Consider the following 16,362-nt stretch of genomic DNA (forward strand, 5'->3'; position numbering starts at 1 on the left):
GTCAGATCTCCCAGAGTGTGGCAGCCCAGGCGGCGACCGGGCTGTTGTTCAGGACGAGCACGTGATCGCCCCGCCGCAGGCCGCCCTCGGCAAGCAGCATTTGGAGGTTGAGCACGACGTCCATCGCCCCCAGATGGCCGAGCTCCGCGAGATGGCGCCTGCAGACGGGGTGGATGGGCAGACCGAGCAGGGACTCGTAGAAGTCGAATGCTCCGGCGGTGACGTTCTGCATCAGGGTCGCGGCGATGTCCCGCTTGCCGATCCCGGCGTCGGCGAGCACCTCGTCGGTCAGCCGGCCGAGGCGCTCCCTGCTGTGCAGGGCCAGCTCGAACCGGTAGCGGTCCGCCGACCGGCACTCCTCACGCCACTCGTACCAAGGCGCGGATCGGTAGTCGACGCGGAACAGGTCGTGGAAGGTGCCGTCGCTCTCCATCCGGTGGGCCCGCAGCACCGGGCGGCCGCCGCGCACCATCGTCATGGCGTACGCGCCGTCGCCTATCACGGTGACCGGGTAGCGCACCCGGTCGGCCCCGGTGGGGCGGCTCGCGTGGGCGATCACCGCACTGCTCCGGTTCGGGTCCGCGACGATCAGGTCCCGGGCCAGGGCCCACGCCGCGCTGGAGCCGGTGCAGCCCAGGCCGTCCACGGTGAAGGAGAACGCCCCGGAAAGACCGGACTCGGCCTGCACCTGGCCGACGTCGGAACCGAGCAGCACGTCCGGCGAGCGGGGACTGACCAGGAGCAGCAGATCCGGCCGCTCGTCGGCCGCGAGGCCGAGCCCGCGCACGGCCTCGGCCGCCAGGCCCGCCGTGGCGCGCCCGTCGAACACGCCGACGGTCTCCACTCCCGAGTCCCGGGCGAACTCGGCCTCCTCGTGGCCGAGCAGAACCGTCTCGGGCAGCTCCGCCACCTTCGTCCGTACGTCCGGCAGCAGGCAGTGGACGGCACCCAGGCCGATCTCGCCGCCGTGCCCCTCGTGGCCCGTCATGCCCACACCGTCATGGCCTCGTCGGCGAGGATCAGCTGGCTGATCTCGTTGCTTCCTTCGATGATCTCCATCAACTTGGCGTCCCGGTACGCGCGGGCCACCACGTGCGAGTTCGAGGCCCCCGCCGACGCCAGGACCTGCACGGCGCCGGCCGCGCCGCGCGCCGCGTGCCCCGCGGCCACGTGCTTGGCCAGCACGGCTGCCGCCGTGTGCTGCGGCCGCTTGGCGTCCCAGTCCTCGCTCGCCCGCTCGCAGACGCGGGTCGAGGCGCGCTCGCCCGCGTACAGCTCGGCGATGTGCCGCCGGATCAGCTGGTGGTCCGCGAGCGGGCTGCCGAAGGTCTCTCGCCGGGCACCGTGCCGTACGACCGCGCGCAGACAGGCCCGCATCATGCCCACGCAGCCCCAGGCCACGGAGATCCGGCCGTGGGTGAGCGGCGAAGTCGCCAGCATGGTGACCGGCATTCCCGCGCCGCCGAGCAGGTGCTCGGCGGACAGCCGCACGTTCCTGAGGCGCACCGTGGAGTGGCCGGCCGCGCGGCAGCCGAGCGGGTCGGGGACGCGCTCGACGCTCACTCCGGGTGCGTCGGCCGGCACCACGGCCATGGCGGCGCCGCCGCCGTACCGGCCGAAGACCACGAGCAGGGACGCGTAGTGGGCGCCCGTCACCCAGACCTTCTCGCCCTCGACGACGATCGAGTCACCGTCCCGGGTGATCTCGGTGGCCATCGCGGACAGGTCGCTGCCGGCCCCGCTCTCGCTGAACGCCACGCCCGCGCTCTCGCCGGACGTGAGCCGCGGCAGGAAGTCCGCCCGCTGCTCGGCCGAGCCGAACCGGGACACGGTCCAGGCGGCGATGCCCTGCGACGTCATGATGCTGCGCAGGGAACTGCACGCCTCGCCCGTGGCGGCGATCAGCTGCCCGTTGTCGAGACCGCTCAGGCCGAGGCCGCCGAAGTGCTCGGGCACATCGGCGCAGAGGACACCCTTGGCACCGAGCTCGCGAATCACCTCGCGCGGCATCTCGGCGCGGCGGTCCCACTCCTCGGCCTGCCCGTCGGTGAGGCCGGTGGCGAGGGCCACCGCCTGCTCCACGGCCTCGTTCATGAGCGGGCACCGTCCCCTGGCTCGGCGCGCAGCCGCTCGATGAGCCCCACCATGGTCCGCACGCTGCGGAAGTTGTCCATGCGCAGCTCGTCCCCCTGGACGGCGACGCCGTACGTCGTCTCCACATGGACGACGAGTTCGAGGGAGAACAGCGAGGTGACCGCCCCCGAGGCGAACAGGTCGGTGTCGGCGGCCACCGGCACCTTCACGCGCTCCTCCAGGAAGGAGAGCAGCGCGGACTCGATCTCGGCTGCGGTCGGTTCGGCGGACGAGGTGGTGGACACGGTGATCAGAGGCCTCTCGGTCATGGGTCCCGAAGGAACCGCGGTGGTCGGGTCGGGGCGCGCGCGGGACGGGTCAGGACGGGTACGAATAGAAGCCACGTCCCGTCTTGCGGCCGAAGTCACCCGCGTCGACCTTGCTGAGCAGCAGGTCGCACGGTGCGTACCCGACGTCGCCGGTACGGTCGTGCAGTACCCGGAGGCTGTCGACGACGTTGTCCAGGCCGATCAGGTCGGCGGTGGCGAGCGGCCCCGTCGCATGGCCGAGGCAGCCCCGGAACAGGGAGTCGACGTCCGCGGGCGAGGAGATGCCCTCCTGGACGATCCGGGCGGATTCGTTGATCATCCGCTGCAGGATCCGGTTGATCACGAAGCCGGGGCCGTCCCCGACCACGATCGACTCCCGGTCGAGGGCCGTGAGCAGCTCCAGGGCCCGGCCGAGGGCGGCCTCGGAGGTACGCGGTCCCCTGATCACCTCGACGGTGCGGATCAGGTACGGCGGATTCATGAAGTGCGCCCCGAGGACATCGGCCGGGCGGGCGCTGTGCCCGGCGAGTTCGTCGACCGGGATGCCGGAGGTGTTCGTCACGACCGGTGTGCCGGGAGCGATCAGTTCGGACACCTCGCCGAGGACCTTGGCCTTCACCGCCGGCAGTTCCACCACGGCCTCCACGACGAGCGTGGCCCCGCTCACCTCTTCGAGCGAGGTGGTGGTCACCAGCGGTGGAACCGTCGTGTCCCGTGGCAGCTTGCCGAGGAGCCGGCCCTGGCGGATGCGCTGCGGCACCGCCTCGGCGGCCCGCTCGAGCGCGGCGGCGTCCACATCGACGAGGACCACGGGAATGCCGTGGCCGAGCGCCAGCGCGGAGATGCCCACGCCCATGACTCCCGCGCCCAGCACGGCGAGCAGAGCGGTCTGCTGTCCTTCCGTCACGTCTTCCTCACTCATCTCGATCGGATCCGGGTGCGCCACGGCTCCCGAGCAGTTCCAGATAGGCCGGGTCCTTGGCGGCGAGATGCCGCAACGCGGCGCGCAGCAGCTCCCCGGTGGGCTCCGGGCTGTGTCCGCTCTCGGCCAGCCAGGGCCGCCATGCCGCGGCTTCCACCGCGCTGTCGCCGCCCTCGTGTCCCGCGAGGTCGTAGAGCGCCATGCTGTTCAGCACCTCGTTGTCCACGGCACGGGCCCGGTCGACCATCGCGGACAGCCAGTCGGCGCGGCTCAGCGGCTCGGTGGGCAGCCCGCTCTCGCCGAGCAGCGCGAACAGCCGCTGTGCACTGACCCCTTCGGGCGCCACGAGGTGGAAGGCCCGCCCCGCCGCGCCGGGCGTGAAGGCGAGGTCGACGACGGCCCGCGACACGAGATCGACGGGCGCCATCGGCATCGGCCGGTCGTCCAGCGGATGGACACCCGTGGCGAGGCCGGCCGCCAGCATGCGCCACAGCATGTCCTTGGGGTTGCAGGCGCCGGTGGCGGTGGCGCCCAGGATGAGGCCGGGCCGGAACACGCGTACGCGCATGCCGTCCGCCTCCGCACGCTCCAGGAGCCGCTCGCAGACCCACTTGCCGACGCCGTAGCCGCCCTGGGCCGGGTCGAGCGGCTGCTCCCTGCTCTCCAGGGTCCGGCCTTCGGTGCCGAGGGCGGGTCCCGTCGCCGCGAGCGAGGAGACGAGGCTGAACTCCCGAACGCCGTGCCGCCGCGCCCAGCGCAGCAGCCCGAGGGTGGGCAGGACGTTGTCCTCGCGCAGTTCGCTGTAGGGCTCGGTGAACACGACCCGGGCGGCGCAGTGCAGGACGTGTCCGACACGGCGGATCAGTTCGCCGTCCCGGTGGTCGTCGCAGACCTTGCCCACCTCGCGCAGGTCACCGCTCACCACCCGCACCCGCTCGGGGTCGGGTTCGGGCAGCCCGTACGAGGCCGCGGCCGCCCGCAGCCGCTCGGCGCCCTCGGCCTCGCTGTCGCCCCGGACCACGCAGTACACGCGGTGCGGCGTCGTGGCCACCAACTGGTGCAGGAGGAACGCGCCGAGGAAGCCGGTGGCCCCCGTGAGCAGGACATCGGTGCCCGGGGCGGTCTCCGGCGACGCCGGTCCCAGCGGCAGGGCGAGGTCGGCGTCGACGAGGGTGCCCTCGCCGTCCGCGATCTCCTCGGGCGTCGCGTCCTTGGCGTGCTGCCCGGCCCGTACGGTGGCCGCGAGCTTGCGCACGGTGGCCCGGCTTCCGCCCACGCGGTGCAGGTTGACCAGGACACCGAGCCGGCTGTGGACCTCCATGCCCATCCTGACCGACAGCAGGGAGGTCCCGCCGAGCGCGCCGAACTCGTCGTCCAGGCCGATCGCCGGGGTGCCGAACAGCTCGGCCCAGATGCCGAGGAGCTCGTCCTCCGTCTGATCGGAGCCCACCGGGCGCTCGCCGGCCAGGGGCGCGCCGGGGGCTGCCGGGGCGCCGGGGGCGGCGAAGGACCGTACGTCGACGCGGTCGAGGGCCCAGTAGCGGCGCCGCTCGTAGGGGTAGGTGGGCAGGGCGAGCCGCCGTCCGGCGGCGCCCCGCGCGAGGTACGTCCAGTCGACCTCGGCGCCGTGCAGCCATGCCGTGGTGACGGCCTCGTCCAGGGCGTCCGGGTCCGGCACGCCCTGCGGGCCGAGCGCGAGCGGGTGGGCGCCGGCCGGGGCGGCATCGGCCGACAGCCACAGGACATGGGTGTCCCTGCCCGGTTCGGCGGGCGCCTCGGTGACCACGTCGGCCCGGCCGTTGAACACCTTCACCAAGTGGTCGAGGAGACCGGCCGGTACGGCGTTCCCGTGGTCCGGCGCGACCATGACGACCTTGCCGGGCCTGGCCCGCACGGTCCGTGCGTGCGGCGGGCGCGGCAGCCGCAGGGCGGCGGCCAGCCGGTCGGGGGCCGCCGTCACGACCCGGCGCTCGGCGAAGGAACGGCGGCCGACCCGCAGGGTGTGGGCCACGTCCCCCGCGGGGGCGCCGGCGTCCAGACGTTCGGCCAGCAGGCGGGACAGCGCGTCGAGTTCGGTGCGGGTGCGCGCCGAGACGACGAGCCGTACCCGGTCGGCGGGCCTGGCCTCGGGACGGGTGGGCGCGGGCGGCGGGGCGAGCACCACGGTGGCGTTGGTGCCGCCCAGACCCATCGAGTTGACCAGGACGTGCCAGCCGTCGCGGTCGGCGCAGTGGTCAACCCGTGCCGGTTCCGTCGGGACGCGGAAGGGGCTGTCGGCGAGGACGCCCGGGTCGCGAGGGTGTTCGAAGGACGGGTGCGGCGGTACGACACCGGTGTGCGCGATCCGCACGGCCTTGATGAATCCGGCGATGCCGGCGGCCCATCCGGCGTGCCCGATGTTGGCCTTCACCGAGCCGAGGGCGCACCCGCCCGGACTCGGTTGAGGTGTACCCGCGCTCTCGGCGGCGGCCCGGAACCCCTCGGTGAGACCGCGGAGTTCGAGGCTGTCCCCCAGCTGGGTGCCGGAGCCGTGCGCCTCGACATACCGCACGGTGTGCGGTGCCGTGTCCGCGACCGCGAGCGCCCCGGAGACGACCCCCGCGAGCCCCGTGGAGCTGGGCGCGGTGAAGCCGGAGCGCTGGGACCCGTCGTTGCCGATAGCGCTGCCGCGCACCACGGCGAGCACGGGGTCGCCGTCGGCGAGCGCGTCGTCGAGGCGGCGGAGCACCACGGCTCCCGCACCAGCGCCCGCGGCGGTGCCGGTGGAGCGGGCGTCGAACGGGCGGCACTGCCCGTCCTCGGACATCACCCCGCCGGGCTGGTAGGCGTAGCCGACCAGCGGGTCGCTGACGGCCGCACCGCCGACGACGGCCAGGTCGCATTCGCCGGACAACAGGCTCAGGACGGCGTAGTGCACTCCGGTGAGGGAGGAGGAGCACGCGGTCTGGACGCCGACCGAGGGACCCCGCAGGCCCAGCTTGTACGCGACGCGCGAGGCCAGGAAGTCGGGTGCCCCGCCCAGGGTCAGGTCCAGGTCGTCGACCGCGGCGGCGAGACCGCCCTCGCGCAGTCTGGCCGCCTGCAGGGCCACGGTGTAGGGGCTCGGGCCGCCGCTGGCGAATACGCCGACCACCGGTCCCGCACCCTCCCCGGCGGGTGCGTGCCCGGCGGACTCCAGTGCCTCCCAGCAGACTTCGAGGAAGAGCCGCTGGCCGGGGTCGATGTTCTCGGCCTCGGCCGGGGAGTACCCGAAGAACTCGGCGGCGAACAGCTCGACGTCCGGCACCGTGCCCGCGACAGGTACGAAGTTCGGGTCCTTCAACTCCGCCTCGGACAGGCCGGTGGCCCGCAGGCGCTCCTCGGACTGCGCACGCGTGGACACGACCCCCGCTACCAGGTTGCCCCAGAAGGAGTCGGCGTCGGGGCCGTCGGGGAAGCGACAGCCGAGGCCGACCACCGCGATGTCCGTCGCGCGGCTCATGCCCGGTCCTCCGCGGCCTCGGAGCGGCTGCGGCCGAGCAGCTGGGACCTGGCGCGGGCGCCGAGGCCCGCGTCGACCGCGGCAGCGGGCCCGGCGGCGAGCAGCTCGGCCTGCGCCCGGATGGTGGGATGCTCGAAGAGGTCCTCAAGGGCGATCTCGCGCGCCGCGAGTTCCTCCAGGTGCTCCTGGAGCACCATGACGAGCAGCGAATGGCCGCCCACGTCGAAGAAGTTGACTTCGGTGTCCTGGACCTCGGTGCCCAGCACCGTGCTCCAGATCCGTCGTATGTCCTCCGTCGGATCCGTCATGGCTGTCTTTCTCCAGTCTCCGGGCCCTGGCGGGGCCGGTCGGCGTGCGCGCCCTGGGGCGCCGGGGGCGAATCGTCCAGGACCCGGGAGTCCGGACGGCTGGCCAGCAGATCGGCGGCCCGCGCGATGCCGCTCAGCAGCGCGTCCGCGGTCGGGCGGTCGAACAGGGCTGTCGCATAGGCCAGTTCGAGTTCGATGTCGTCGCCGGTGTCCCGCAGCATCAGCTCCAGTTCGTACTTGATGCGCAGCCCGGGCGGTGGCGTCTGCCGGGCCCGTATCCCAGGCCCGAGGTCGGGCACGGCGGGCGGATCCGACGCGGCGGTCACGAGGACGGGGGTGACGGGCGGGCGGCCGAGGCCGCGGCCGGGGTCGAGGCCGGCGACGAGCTCCTCGAAGGGCACGTCCGCGTACCGGTAGCTCGTCAGGCTCTCTTCCCGTACGGAGGCGAGGAGCCGGCGCCAGGTGGGGTCGTCCCGCAGGTCGACCCGCAACACCAGGGTCCTGATCAGTACGGCCACGGCCTCGGTCCCCGCCGCGCTCTCCCGGCCGGCCCAGGGGAAGGCGAAGAGGAAGTCGCGCTGGCCGCAGGGGAGCGCGAGCGCCGCGGCCAGCAGGGCGGGCGCGGCCATCGAGGTGGTGACGCCCGCGCCGGCGAGAACCGCGCGCAGCCGGGCGCTGGTCGCCCCGGAGAGCCGGACGGCGCGGCTGTCCGCCGCGGTGTCCTGCACGGACGGGCGCTCGCGGTCGCGCGGGAGCGCGATGTCGGTGGGTGCCCCGCGCAGCCGCGCCAGTGACGCCTGGGTGCGTTCGGCGCGTTGGGCGGCGTCGAGCGCGGCCCAGCCGTCGGGCAGCGCGCCGGGGTGGACCGCCGCGGACAGCTCGGGCCGGACACCGGCCACGACCGCCCGGTACGCCTCCCCCAGCTGTCGCAGCAGGAGCTGCTGGGCCCAGCCGTCGGTGACGATGTGGTGGCACACGAGGACCAGCACGGTCCGATCGCCGGCCGCGGCGATCTCCGCCCGCGCCGGAGCCTCCTCGGCGAGGTCGAACGGAGTCCAGCACAGCTCCCTCAGGTGCCCCGCCAGCCGCTCGTCCCCGGACCCGGTCCAGTCGCTCACGCGGACCTCGGGGGCGGTGCCGTCAGTCGTGTAGAAGACCTGCCTGCTGTCGCGGTCCAGGGCGAACCTGGAACGCAGCGCCGGATGGTGGCCGAGGACGTGGCCGAGGGCCCGCGCCAGGGCGTGGCGATCGACCGGTCCGGTGAATTCCACGACGGTGGGCGCCAGATAGGCGGTGCGCTGACTGGCGAGCCGGTCCAGGAACAGCATGCGCTGCTGGATGGGAGTCGCCGGGTAACGGCCGTCCCGCGGCGTCGGCGCCGCGTCGCGCCGCGTCCCGGCGGGGGTCTCCTCCCGAAGCCGGGCGAGGCCGTCCACGGTCGGCTGTGCGAGGAAGGCCCCCAGCGCGGGCGCGACGCCGTCCTCGCGCTCGATGGCGGCGAGCATGCGCACGGCGAGCAGGGAGTGCCCGCCCAGGGCGAAGAAGTCGTCGCCAGGGGCGAGCCCACCCGCACGGAGCGCCCCCGCGTCGGACCCGAGCCGGCCGTCGGCGTCCAGGGCGGACAGGAACTGTTCGCTCGCCCATCGCTGTGCCGGGTCGAGGTCGGCCGGCCGGCGCTCGGCCCGGGGCAGTGGGATGCCCCGCAGCGCGCGCAGCGCCCGTAAGTCGATCTTGTCGTTCGGCGTCATGGGCAGGGCGTCCACGACATGGACCGCGCCGGGCAGGACCGCGGCGGGCAGCCAGCGCAGCAGGGGGCCGACCAGCTCGTCATGGGTCGGCGCCGCCGCGGGGTCGGCGAGCACCACGTACGCGACAAGGCGCTCGGGGTCGTCCTCGTCGAGGGTGACGGCGGCGGACAACACCGCGTCATGCCGCTCTTCGAGCAGTGCGGCCACCTCGGCGGGCTCGATCCTGTTGCCGAGGATCTTGACCTGGTCGTCGGCGCGGCCGAGGTACTCGACCAGCCCGTCGGCACGGACCACGACGCGGTCCCCGGTCCGGTACATCCGGGCGTCCGGCTCGTCGGCCGGGGCGAACGGGTCCGCGCGGAAGGCCTCGGCGGTGAGGCCGGGACGGCCGAGATAGCCCCGGGACACACCGGCCCCCGCGAGGTAGAGCTCACCGGGCAGGCCGGGCGGCAGTTCCTCCCCGGCGGGCCCGAGCACATAGGCCCGGGTGTTCCACACGGGTGAGCCGATCGGCGGCGCCTGCGGGTCGTCGGCGTCGACCGGCGCCGACAGGCTGGTGCACGACACCTCGGTGGGCCCGTAGACGTTGCGCAGGGCCACCTGCCAGCGCTGTGCGCACTCCGCGGCGAGCGCGCGGGTGAGCTTCTCGCCGCCGAGGTGGACCAGCCGCAGCGAGGATCCGGCGCGGCCGGCGCCCGTGGTGTCCGCGGCGTCTTCGGTGTCTTCGGTGTCTTCGGCGTCCAGCGCCGCGCGCAGCAGGCCTGGCGTCATGGACACCACCGTGCTGGTGCGCAGCAGGCGGAGCAGGGCCCGGCCGTCCTTGCGCTCCACGTCGTCGGCGTAGACCAGTTCCGCACCCGCGGCCAGCGCGCGGAAGGTTTCGAAGGTCGCCGGGTCGAACGAGGTGCCCACCACGCACAGCAGCCGGTCGTCCGGTCCGAGACCGGCGTCGTCGGCCCACCACAGCACGGTGTTGGCGAGGCCTCGGTGCGGCACGGGGACGCTCTTGGGCCGGCCCGTGGTGCCCGAGGTGTAGATGACCACGGCGGTGTCGTCCCCGGCGAGCACGGGAGACCGTCGGTCGCCCTGGTGGGCGTGCCGGAGCGCCGCCAGATCGAGCACGCGTACGTCGGTGTTCACCTGCCGGATCGCCGCGGCACCGGCCTCGTCGGCGAGGACGACCCGGGTGTCCAGGTCACCCAGTACATGCTCCAGGCGCTCTACGGGGGTGTCCAGGTTCAGCGGGACGTAGGCGCGGCCCGCGCGCAGGGTGCCGAGCCAGCCCGCCACCAGGGCGGGGCCGCGCGCGGCGATCACGGGGACGACACCGCCACCGACGCCACCGACGCCTCGGGAGCCGAGGCTCGCGGCGACCGACCAGGACCAGTCGTCGAGTTCGCCCCTGCTGAGCCGGGCGTCGCCCACGCGGACCGCGGTGGCGTGCGGGTCGTCGGCGAGCCGGGCCGCGATCACGTCGAGCAGCGTCCGGTCGGCGGGCGGTTCGTTCGCGCTCAGGTCCCTGCGGGGCCCGATGAGGACCCCGGGGATGGCGGCGCCCGGTGCCCTGCTGGACAGCGGGAGCGCGGCGAGGACGGTGTCCGGGGCACGCACGGCGGCGGCGAGGAGCGCGAGATAGGCGTCGCGGAGGCGCTCGGCCGTCTCTGCGGAACAGAGCGCGAGGTCGTACTCGATGGTGCCGACGACCTCGTCGGCCCGGTCCTCGATCAGGAGCAGCAGGTCGTACCGGGCGGTGCCGGTGGGCAGGACTTCCGGCTGCTGCCAGCGTTGGTGGCCCGAGGCCCGGGGGGCCGGCATGTTCTGCAGGCCGAAGGCGACCTCCACCAGCGGGCCCCGGCAGGATCCCCGCTTGGCGGCGGTCAGTGCCGTGAGCCGGTCGAAGGGGATGTCCTGGTGGGCGAGGGACCGGAAGGATTCCGTACGCGACCGCAGGCACAGCTCTTCGAACGTGATGTCGGGTGCGGGGCTGCATCGGAGTGGAACCGTGTTGACGAAGCAGCCGACCACGCCTTCCAGGACGGGTTTCGGGCGGTTCGCCATGACGGTGCCGACCACGAAGTCCGCCGCGCCCGACCAGCGGCGCAGCACCTCCTGGAAGGCGGCGAAGAGTACGACGAAGGGCGTGGCCCGCAACCGGGTGGCCAGCAGCCCGGTCTCCGCCCACAGGTCGCCGGGCACGGAGAACGCCAGATGACCGCCCGTGCGGACGTCGTCGGTGCGCGGGCCCCGGCCGGGGAAGAGCGGTGAGGCCGAGGCCTCGGCCAGCTCGTCGGCCCGTCGCCCGGCCCGGCCCTCCACATCGCGCCGCTGCCAGGTCTCGTGCTCCCACAGGGCGAAGTCGGCGTACTGAACCGCTGGTACGCCGGACGCGGCGCGGTCCTGGGCGAGGGCTGCGTCGTACGCCTCGCGCAGGTCGTCCAGGAGCGTCGCCAGGGACCAGCCGTCGAAGGCGATGTGATGCACCGTGAGCAGCAGGGTGTCGCCCTCGGGCGCCCCCTGCCACAGGTGGCACCGCAGCAGGGGCCCGTTCTCCAGGTCGAAGGGGACCCGGGCGACGGCGGCGAGCTGGTCCGGGCCCGGGCGGGCGTCGAGTCCGCTCACCGTGACGTCGACGGGACGCGGCGGGCCCACGCGCTGCACGGGCCGGCCGTCGTGCGACGAGTACGTGGTGCGCAGCGCCTCATGGCGGGTCGTCAGGTGCCGCAGAGCCCGGCGCAGCGCGGGCAGGTCCACCGTCTCGCTCCAGCGCATCAGCAGCGGCACGTGGTAGGCGGCGGTGCCGGGATGAGCCTGCTCGATGAACCACAGGCTCTGCTGCGCCGCTGACAGGGGTGCCTCGGCCAGGCCGCGCCGGCCAAGGACCGGGTTGTTCTGATCACTCATCTTCGCCCTCACCGGTCAGCCCCGACCGGGCAGCGAACGCCGCACCGAGTCGATCAGTTCGGTCAGGTCGGCAGCCAGCAGGACCTCCGCGGGGCCCAGTTCGACCGACGCGGCCTCGCTGATGCGGGACGACAGCTGGATCGCGAGGATGGAGTTGCCGCCGGACGCGATGAAGTTGTCGTCGCCGCGGGCGTCGGGCACGTCGAGGACCTCGCACCACAGGCGCAGGACGTCACCGGGCACGGTGCCCGCCCCGGGCCGTTCACCGCCGGCGGAACCGGCGGGTGCCGGGGGCGGCGTCTGTGCCCCGGCATCGCCCGCGAGCAGTGCGGCACGGTCCACCTTGCCGGTGGGACCGAGCGGCAGCCGGTCCAGCACGCTCCACCGTGCCGGGAGCATGAAGTCGGGCAGCTCCGCGGCGAGGGCGGCGTGCAACTTCCCGGCGAGGGCGACGGGTTCGAGGCCGTCACCGCCGACGGGCAGCACGAAGCCGACGAGCGCGGCAGCGGCGCCTTCGGCGGTCTTCTCGACCACCGCGGCCTCGACGAGTCCGGTGGCGACGGCCGCCCGCTCGATCTCCTCCAGCTCGACGCGGAAGCCCCGCACCTTCACCTGCCGGTCGAGCCGCCCGAAGATCTCAAGGCGGCCTTCCCGCCCCCTGCTCACCACGTCACCCGTGCGGTACAGCGTGCCCAGCTCCGCGAAGCCGGGGACGGTGACGAACCGTTCGGCGGTGAGGTCGGGGCGGCCCTGATAGCCGAGCGCGACGCCAGGACCGCCGATGCACAGTTCGCCACGCTCCCCTTCCGGGACAGGCCGCAGGTCGGGTCCGAGCACATGGAGCGTGGTGTGCTGGATGGCGTGGCCGATCGGCACCCGGTCCAGCTGGTCGAGGCGCTCGGGCGTGAGGTCGTAGTACGTGGCGAAGGTGGTGGCCTCCGTCGGCCCGTACACGTTGACCAGGCGCTTCGGAGGGCCGGCCGCGAGCACGCGGCGCGCGGCCTCGGGCGTGAGCGCCTCGCCGCCCACCAGCAGGGTGTCCAGGACCCCCAGGGCGGCAGGGCGCTCGTGCGCGATCATGTGGAACAGAGCTGTGGTCAGGAACAGCGCGTCGACCCGCTCGGTGCGCAGAAGGTCCAGCCAGCCGTCGAGGCCGACGGCGGCCACGGGCGGCAGGACCACGACGGTTCCGCCGGCGGACAGGGTCGCCCAGATCTCGAACGTGGTGGCGTCGAAGGCCGGATTGGCGGCATTGCCCACGCGGGTGCCGAGGCCGAGGGCGCAGTACGCCGGGACGTCGACGAGGCGGCGTACGGCACGGTGGGGCACGACGACCGCCTTGGGCAGGCCGCTCGTGCCGGAGGTGAAGTTCACGTACAGCGCGTCGTCGGCGCCGCTCGCGTGGCTCGTGCCCAGCGGGTCTCCCGCGCACTCACGGACCACCTCGATCACGGGCAGTCCCGGTGCCAGCGCCTGCACGCGGGTGCCGTCGCCAGGCGCGCCGATGACGGCGCGCGCCGTCGCGTCGGCCAGCTGTGCGGCGGAGCGCCGCGACGGCGCGCCGTTGTCCAGTGGGACGTAGTGGGCTCCGGTGCGGGCCACGGCGAGCATGGCCACCACGAGGTCCGCACCGCGGTCCATGGCGATGCCGCAGGCGTCGCCGGGCCGGACGCCCGCGGCGGTCATCCGCACGGCGAGGGAACCGGCCAGGTTCCACAGGTCGCGGTAGTTCAGGCGACGTCCGGTGGTCGTCTCGTGCACGGCGAGCGCCTCGGGGTGACGCTGCGCGTGCTGTCCGATGGGGTGATGCACTCCGGCCCCGCTGTCGGCTCGGAAGTGCCCGTTCATTTCAATGTCCATGACATGTGACGTCTCTTGAGAGGTCGGATACGGGCGAAAGTCCGGCGCGTGGGCCGCGTCAGCCTCCCGTGCCGGCCTGCTGCCAGAAGGTGCGCAGCCAGCAGAGGACGTTCCGCATGGCGTGGTGGTTCGCGTCCGGCTTCAGCGCGCCGCCCTGGAAGAACCGCTGTCCCTCGATGGCGGGGCCGAGCACGGAGATCCGGTCGTCGACGGAGCCGTCCGGGCGGATCACCCGGAAGTCCTCGGTCAGGTCGAGGCCGCCCGGTTCGAAGCCCTCGCCGCCGCCGGTGTGCGGGTTGTGCCAGACGCGCACGAGACCGCGGCGCAGCAGGTTCGGATAGAGCGGCGCGATGTCGGCCGAGGCGTCGAAGGAGGGGACCCGGGCGTCGACCAGGACGTCGATCGGGCGGACCGCACCGGTGCGCGGCCCGGTGACGACGAGGGTCTCGCCGTCCGTGCCCACCCGGGCCCGCGGCCCCGGCGACACGTCGAGAATCCCGTGCTCGATGAGTGCCTGGATCTTCTCCATGACGTCCGGCACCGGGCCGTAGGCCAGTCGGTTGTGCCGGCGCAGCCAGCCCCCGAGGAAGGTGCGGTGCGCGTCGGCGTGCAGGCCGCCGAAGTTGACGGCGTGCACGACGGCGGGGCGAAGACCCCGCCAGACGCCGTCCGCCGCGGCCTTGGCGGGGTTGGCGAACGTGCCTTGGCGCGCCCAGAGGTGATCGACCGTCATGAACTCGACCATCGCCTTGCGGTACTGCTCGGGCGAGGTCTGATCACTCGGCGCGATCGGGTCGAGGGTGCGTTCCCAGGAGAACAGGTTGCCCGACGGGAGGACGGCATGCCGGGTCGGCGACTCCAGGCCGGCGACGATCGAGGCGACCTCCGCCGGGTCTTCGAGCCCGGCTTCCAGGCGCTCCCTGGCGCCCTCTCCGAGGACCACGTCCACGTATCGCCACAGCAGGGCGTCGAAGGACCAGGCCCGCGTCTCGGCGCGGAGCGAGGCGTACGGGGCACGGCCGAGCAGGAGGGACTCCAGGGCGTCGACGGCCTCCGCGACACCATGCTCGATCGGCGCCGTCAGCGTGCGGACCGATTCCTCGGCCGACGCGGTGCCCGCGGTCCGGTCGAGGAAGTCCTGCCGGGCCTCGGCCGACGCCTGCACGAGGTGCGCGCCGAAGTCGGCTCCGAACAGGGTCTCGTAGTACAGCAACCACATTTCGGCGACGATGAGCGGGAGCAGGTGGCGCTCGTAGTCGATTTGCCGCGATACCGATCGCCCCACCCTGACCGGCTCGCTTCCGAAGCTTTCGCGCAGCCGGTCAATGGCTTCGACGTTGAGGAATATCCCTTTCCGCTTTTCCTTCTTCGCACCGGCCGGGCCGGACTCGAGGGGTCTGGCGAAGGCGAACAGACCAGATTCGCTGAATGCGACGATGGAACGCGGCTCCCGCCCGGAAGGCACGTAACGCAGTTCCCCGTCCGCGGTCCGCCGGAAGCGGCCGCCGCGCCCCTCGGTGAGGTGCAGGACGACGTCGATCCCCGTAAGCATCGTCCCCGCGCATCCGACCACCTGGCCGGGGCCCGCGATACTCGGAGTGAGTCGTTCCCGTAGTGGATAGGCACTGGGTACGAACTCGGAACCCGGAACGCGCTCGGCACACTCGACCCACCGGCGGGTACGTTCCGAACGCATGGGATCGTTGTAGGAGTGACCGGTCAGGAGGAGCACTCGGTCAACTGCCGTCCGCGTCACGGCACCGCCCTGACCGTCATCCACGGGGGTCGACGCGACGAGCAGCGGGCCTTTATCGCCCTGCCTTTCGGCAAGGTCCTCGATGTCGGTGACCTCGGCGTGGTGCAGGGTCACCGTGACCGAGGGCCGGGAGCGCAGGATTTCCACGTATTGTGAAAAGTGCGCCCGCAGCGCAAGGCCGTGCAGATAGCGACTGGGCCAGCTGTCCGGATCGATGTCAAAGCGGGGGTCCGCGGTCTCCTCGAACCGACGCCTGCACCATTCGTACAGGTTGGGGCGGAGCTCTGCCGGGAGCAGCGGGCCTGCGCCCTCGACGCTCTCGTCCGCGCCGAAGGACACATGCCTGGCGATGCGGTTGAGGAAGCTGGTGGGCGCCTGCGCGTCGCTGTGCACCCCACCCGCACCGAAATGACCGGTGCGGTCGAAGACATGGATGTCGAGCCTGATCGGACCTTCATGAGCAGCGACGGAAGCGGCAAGGCGCTCCATCGCGTAGGTGCAGTACGGGCCGCCGCCGACAATTGCTAAGCGCATCAAACCTACACTCCCCCAAAGCGCGAGACACCCCTCCGGTTTATCACCGACCACCCTGTTCTTCACTGGTGGAATACCGCGGCGGCGCCCACAATGACGCGCGGAAACGCCGGCTGATTGACGCTGATTTCATGCGATCGCTCCACGGCGTTCAGATAGTCAACCCGTCGGATCACATCGCGTCAACCCACAATCGGCCACATGTGCCCTTGCTGAAGCGGAACGTCCGCTTCGAGCGCTTGGAACAACAACCTCCGGAACGCGGAAAAACTTCTTCCGGCCGGACGTCGATTCCCTGCTAGCCTTCCGGATGCGTGTGCGGGCCATGGGGTGAATTGGGCGTCTCGCCGAAGAACCGCTCCATCTTCCGCCGCAGCCGCCCGACCGGCCGGGCCACCGGTGAACGAGGACCCAGCAGAATTCCGCACGTCATCGCGGAAGACAGGCCGC

9 protein-coding genes are annotated in these 16,362 nt (G+C 73.0%); all 9 read right to left on the reverse strand.

Annotated features, from left to right (window positions below; translation table 11 throughout):
- Nucleotide 1 precedes the first annotated feature (1 nt).
- On the reverse strand, nt 2-988 hold the full coding sequence (locus tag ACZ6I3_RS31630; protein ID WP_469419270.1) for a 3-oxoacyl-[acyl-carrier-protein] synthase III C-terminal domain-containing protein: 987 nt from the start codon (nt 986-988) through the stop codon (nt 2-4).
- A complete protein-coding gene (locus ACZ6I3_RS31635; RefSeq protein ID WP_469419272.1) occupies nt 985-2,094 on the reverse strand; it encodes an acyl-CoA dehydrogenase family protein in 1,110 nt (369 codons plus the stop codon). The genes ACZ6I3_RS31630 and ACZ6I3_RS31635 overlap by 4 nt, the downstream gene beginning before the upstream one ends.
- Complete coding sequence (locus ACZ6I3_RS31640) at nt 2,091-2,402, reverse strand: acyl carrier protein (protein WP_469419274.1); 312 nt, start codon at nt 2,400-2,402, stop codon at nt 2,091-2,093. The genes ACZ6I3_RS31635 and ACZ6I3_RS31640 overlap by 4 nt, the downstream gene beginning before the upstream one ends.
- Nucleotides 2,403-2,451: 49 nt before the next feature.
- Nucleotides 2,452-3,324 carry a 3-hydroxyacyl-CoA dehydrogenase family protein gene (locus tag ACZ6I3_RS31645; RefSeq protein WP_469419275.1) on the reverse strand — a complete coding sequence of 291 codons (873 nt, stop codon included), beginning with the start codon at nt 3,322-3,324 and terminating at the stop codon, nt 2,452-2,454.
- Entirely contained in the window at nt 3,317-6,805 is a 3,489-nt protein-coding gene (locus ACZ6I3_RS31650; protein ID WP_469419277.1) for a thioester reductase domain-containing protein, read from the reverse strand. The genes ACZ6I3_RS31645 and ACZ6I3_RS31650 overlap by 8 nt, the downstream gene beginning before the upstream one ends.
- The gene (locus tag ACZ6I3_RS31655; RefSeq protein WP_469419279.1) at nt 6,802-7,113 is read right to left on the reverse strand and encodes a phosphopantetheine-binding protein; all 312 of its coding nucleotides are present in this window, start codon (nt 7,111-7,113) and stop codon (nt 6,802-6,804) included. Before ACZ6I3_RS31655 ends, ACZ6I3_RS31650 begins: the two co-directional genes overlap by 4 nt.
- Entirely contained in the window at nt 7,110-11,762 is a 4,653-nt protein-coding gene (locus ACZ6I3_RS31660; RefSeq protein ID WP_469419281.1) for an amino acid adenylation domain-containing protein, read from the reverse strand. Before ACZ6I3_RS31660 ends, ACZ6I3_RS31655 begins: the two co-directional genes overlap by 4 nt.
- A 15-nt stretch (nt 11,763-11,777) precedes the next feature.
- Nucleotides 11,778-13,610, reverse strand: a complete 1,833-nt coding sequence (locus ACZ6I3_RS31665; RefSeq protein ID WP_469419282.1) for a non-ribosomal peptide synthetase — start codon at nt 13,608-13,610, stop codon at nt 11,778-11,780.
- A gap of 70 nt (nt 13,611-13,680) precedes the next feature.
- Nucleotides 13,681-15,912, reverse strand: a complete 2,232-nt coding sequence (locus ACZ6I3_RS31670; protein ID WP_469419284.1) for an FAD/NAD(P)-binding protein — start codon at nt 15,910-15,912, stop codon at nt 13,681-13,683.
- Nucleotides 15,913-16,362 lie beyond the last annotated feature (450 nt).

The organism is Streptomyces sp. NPDC041940, assembly GCF_055589465.1.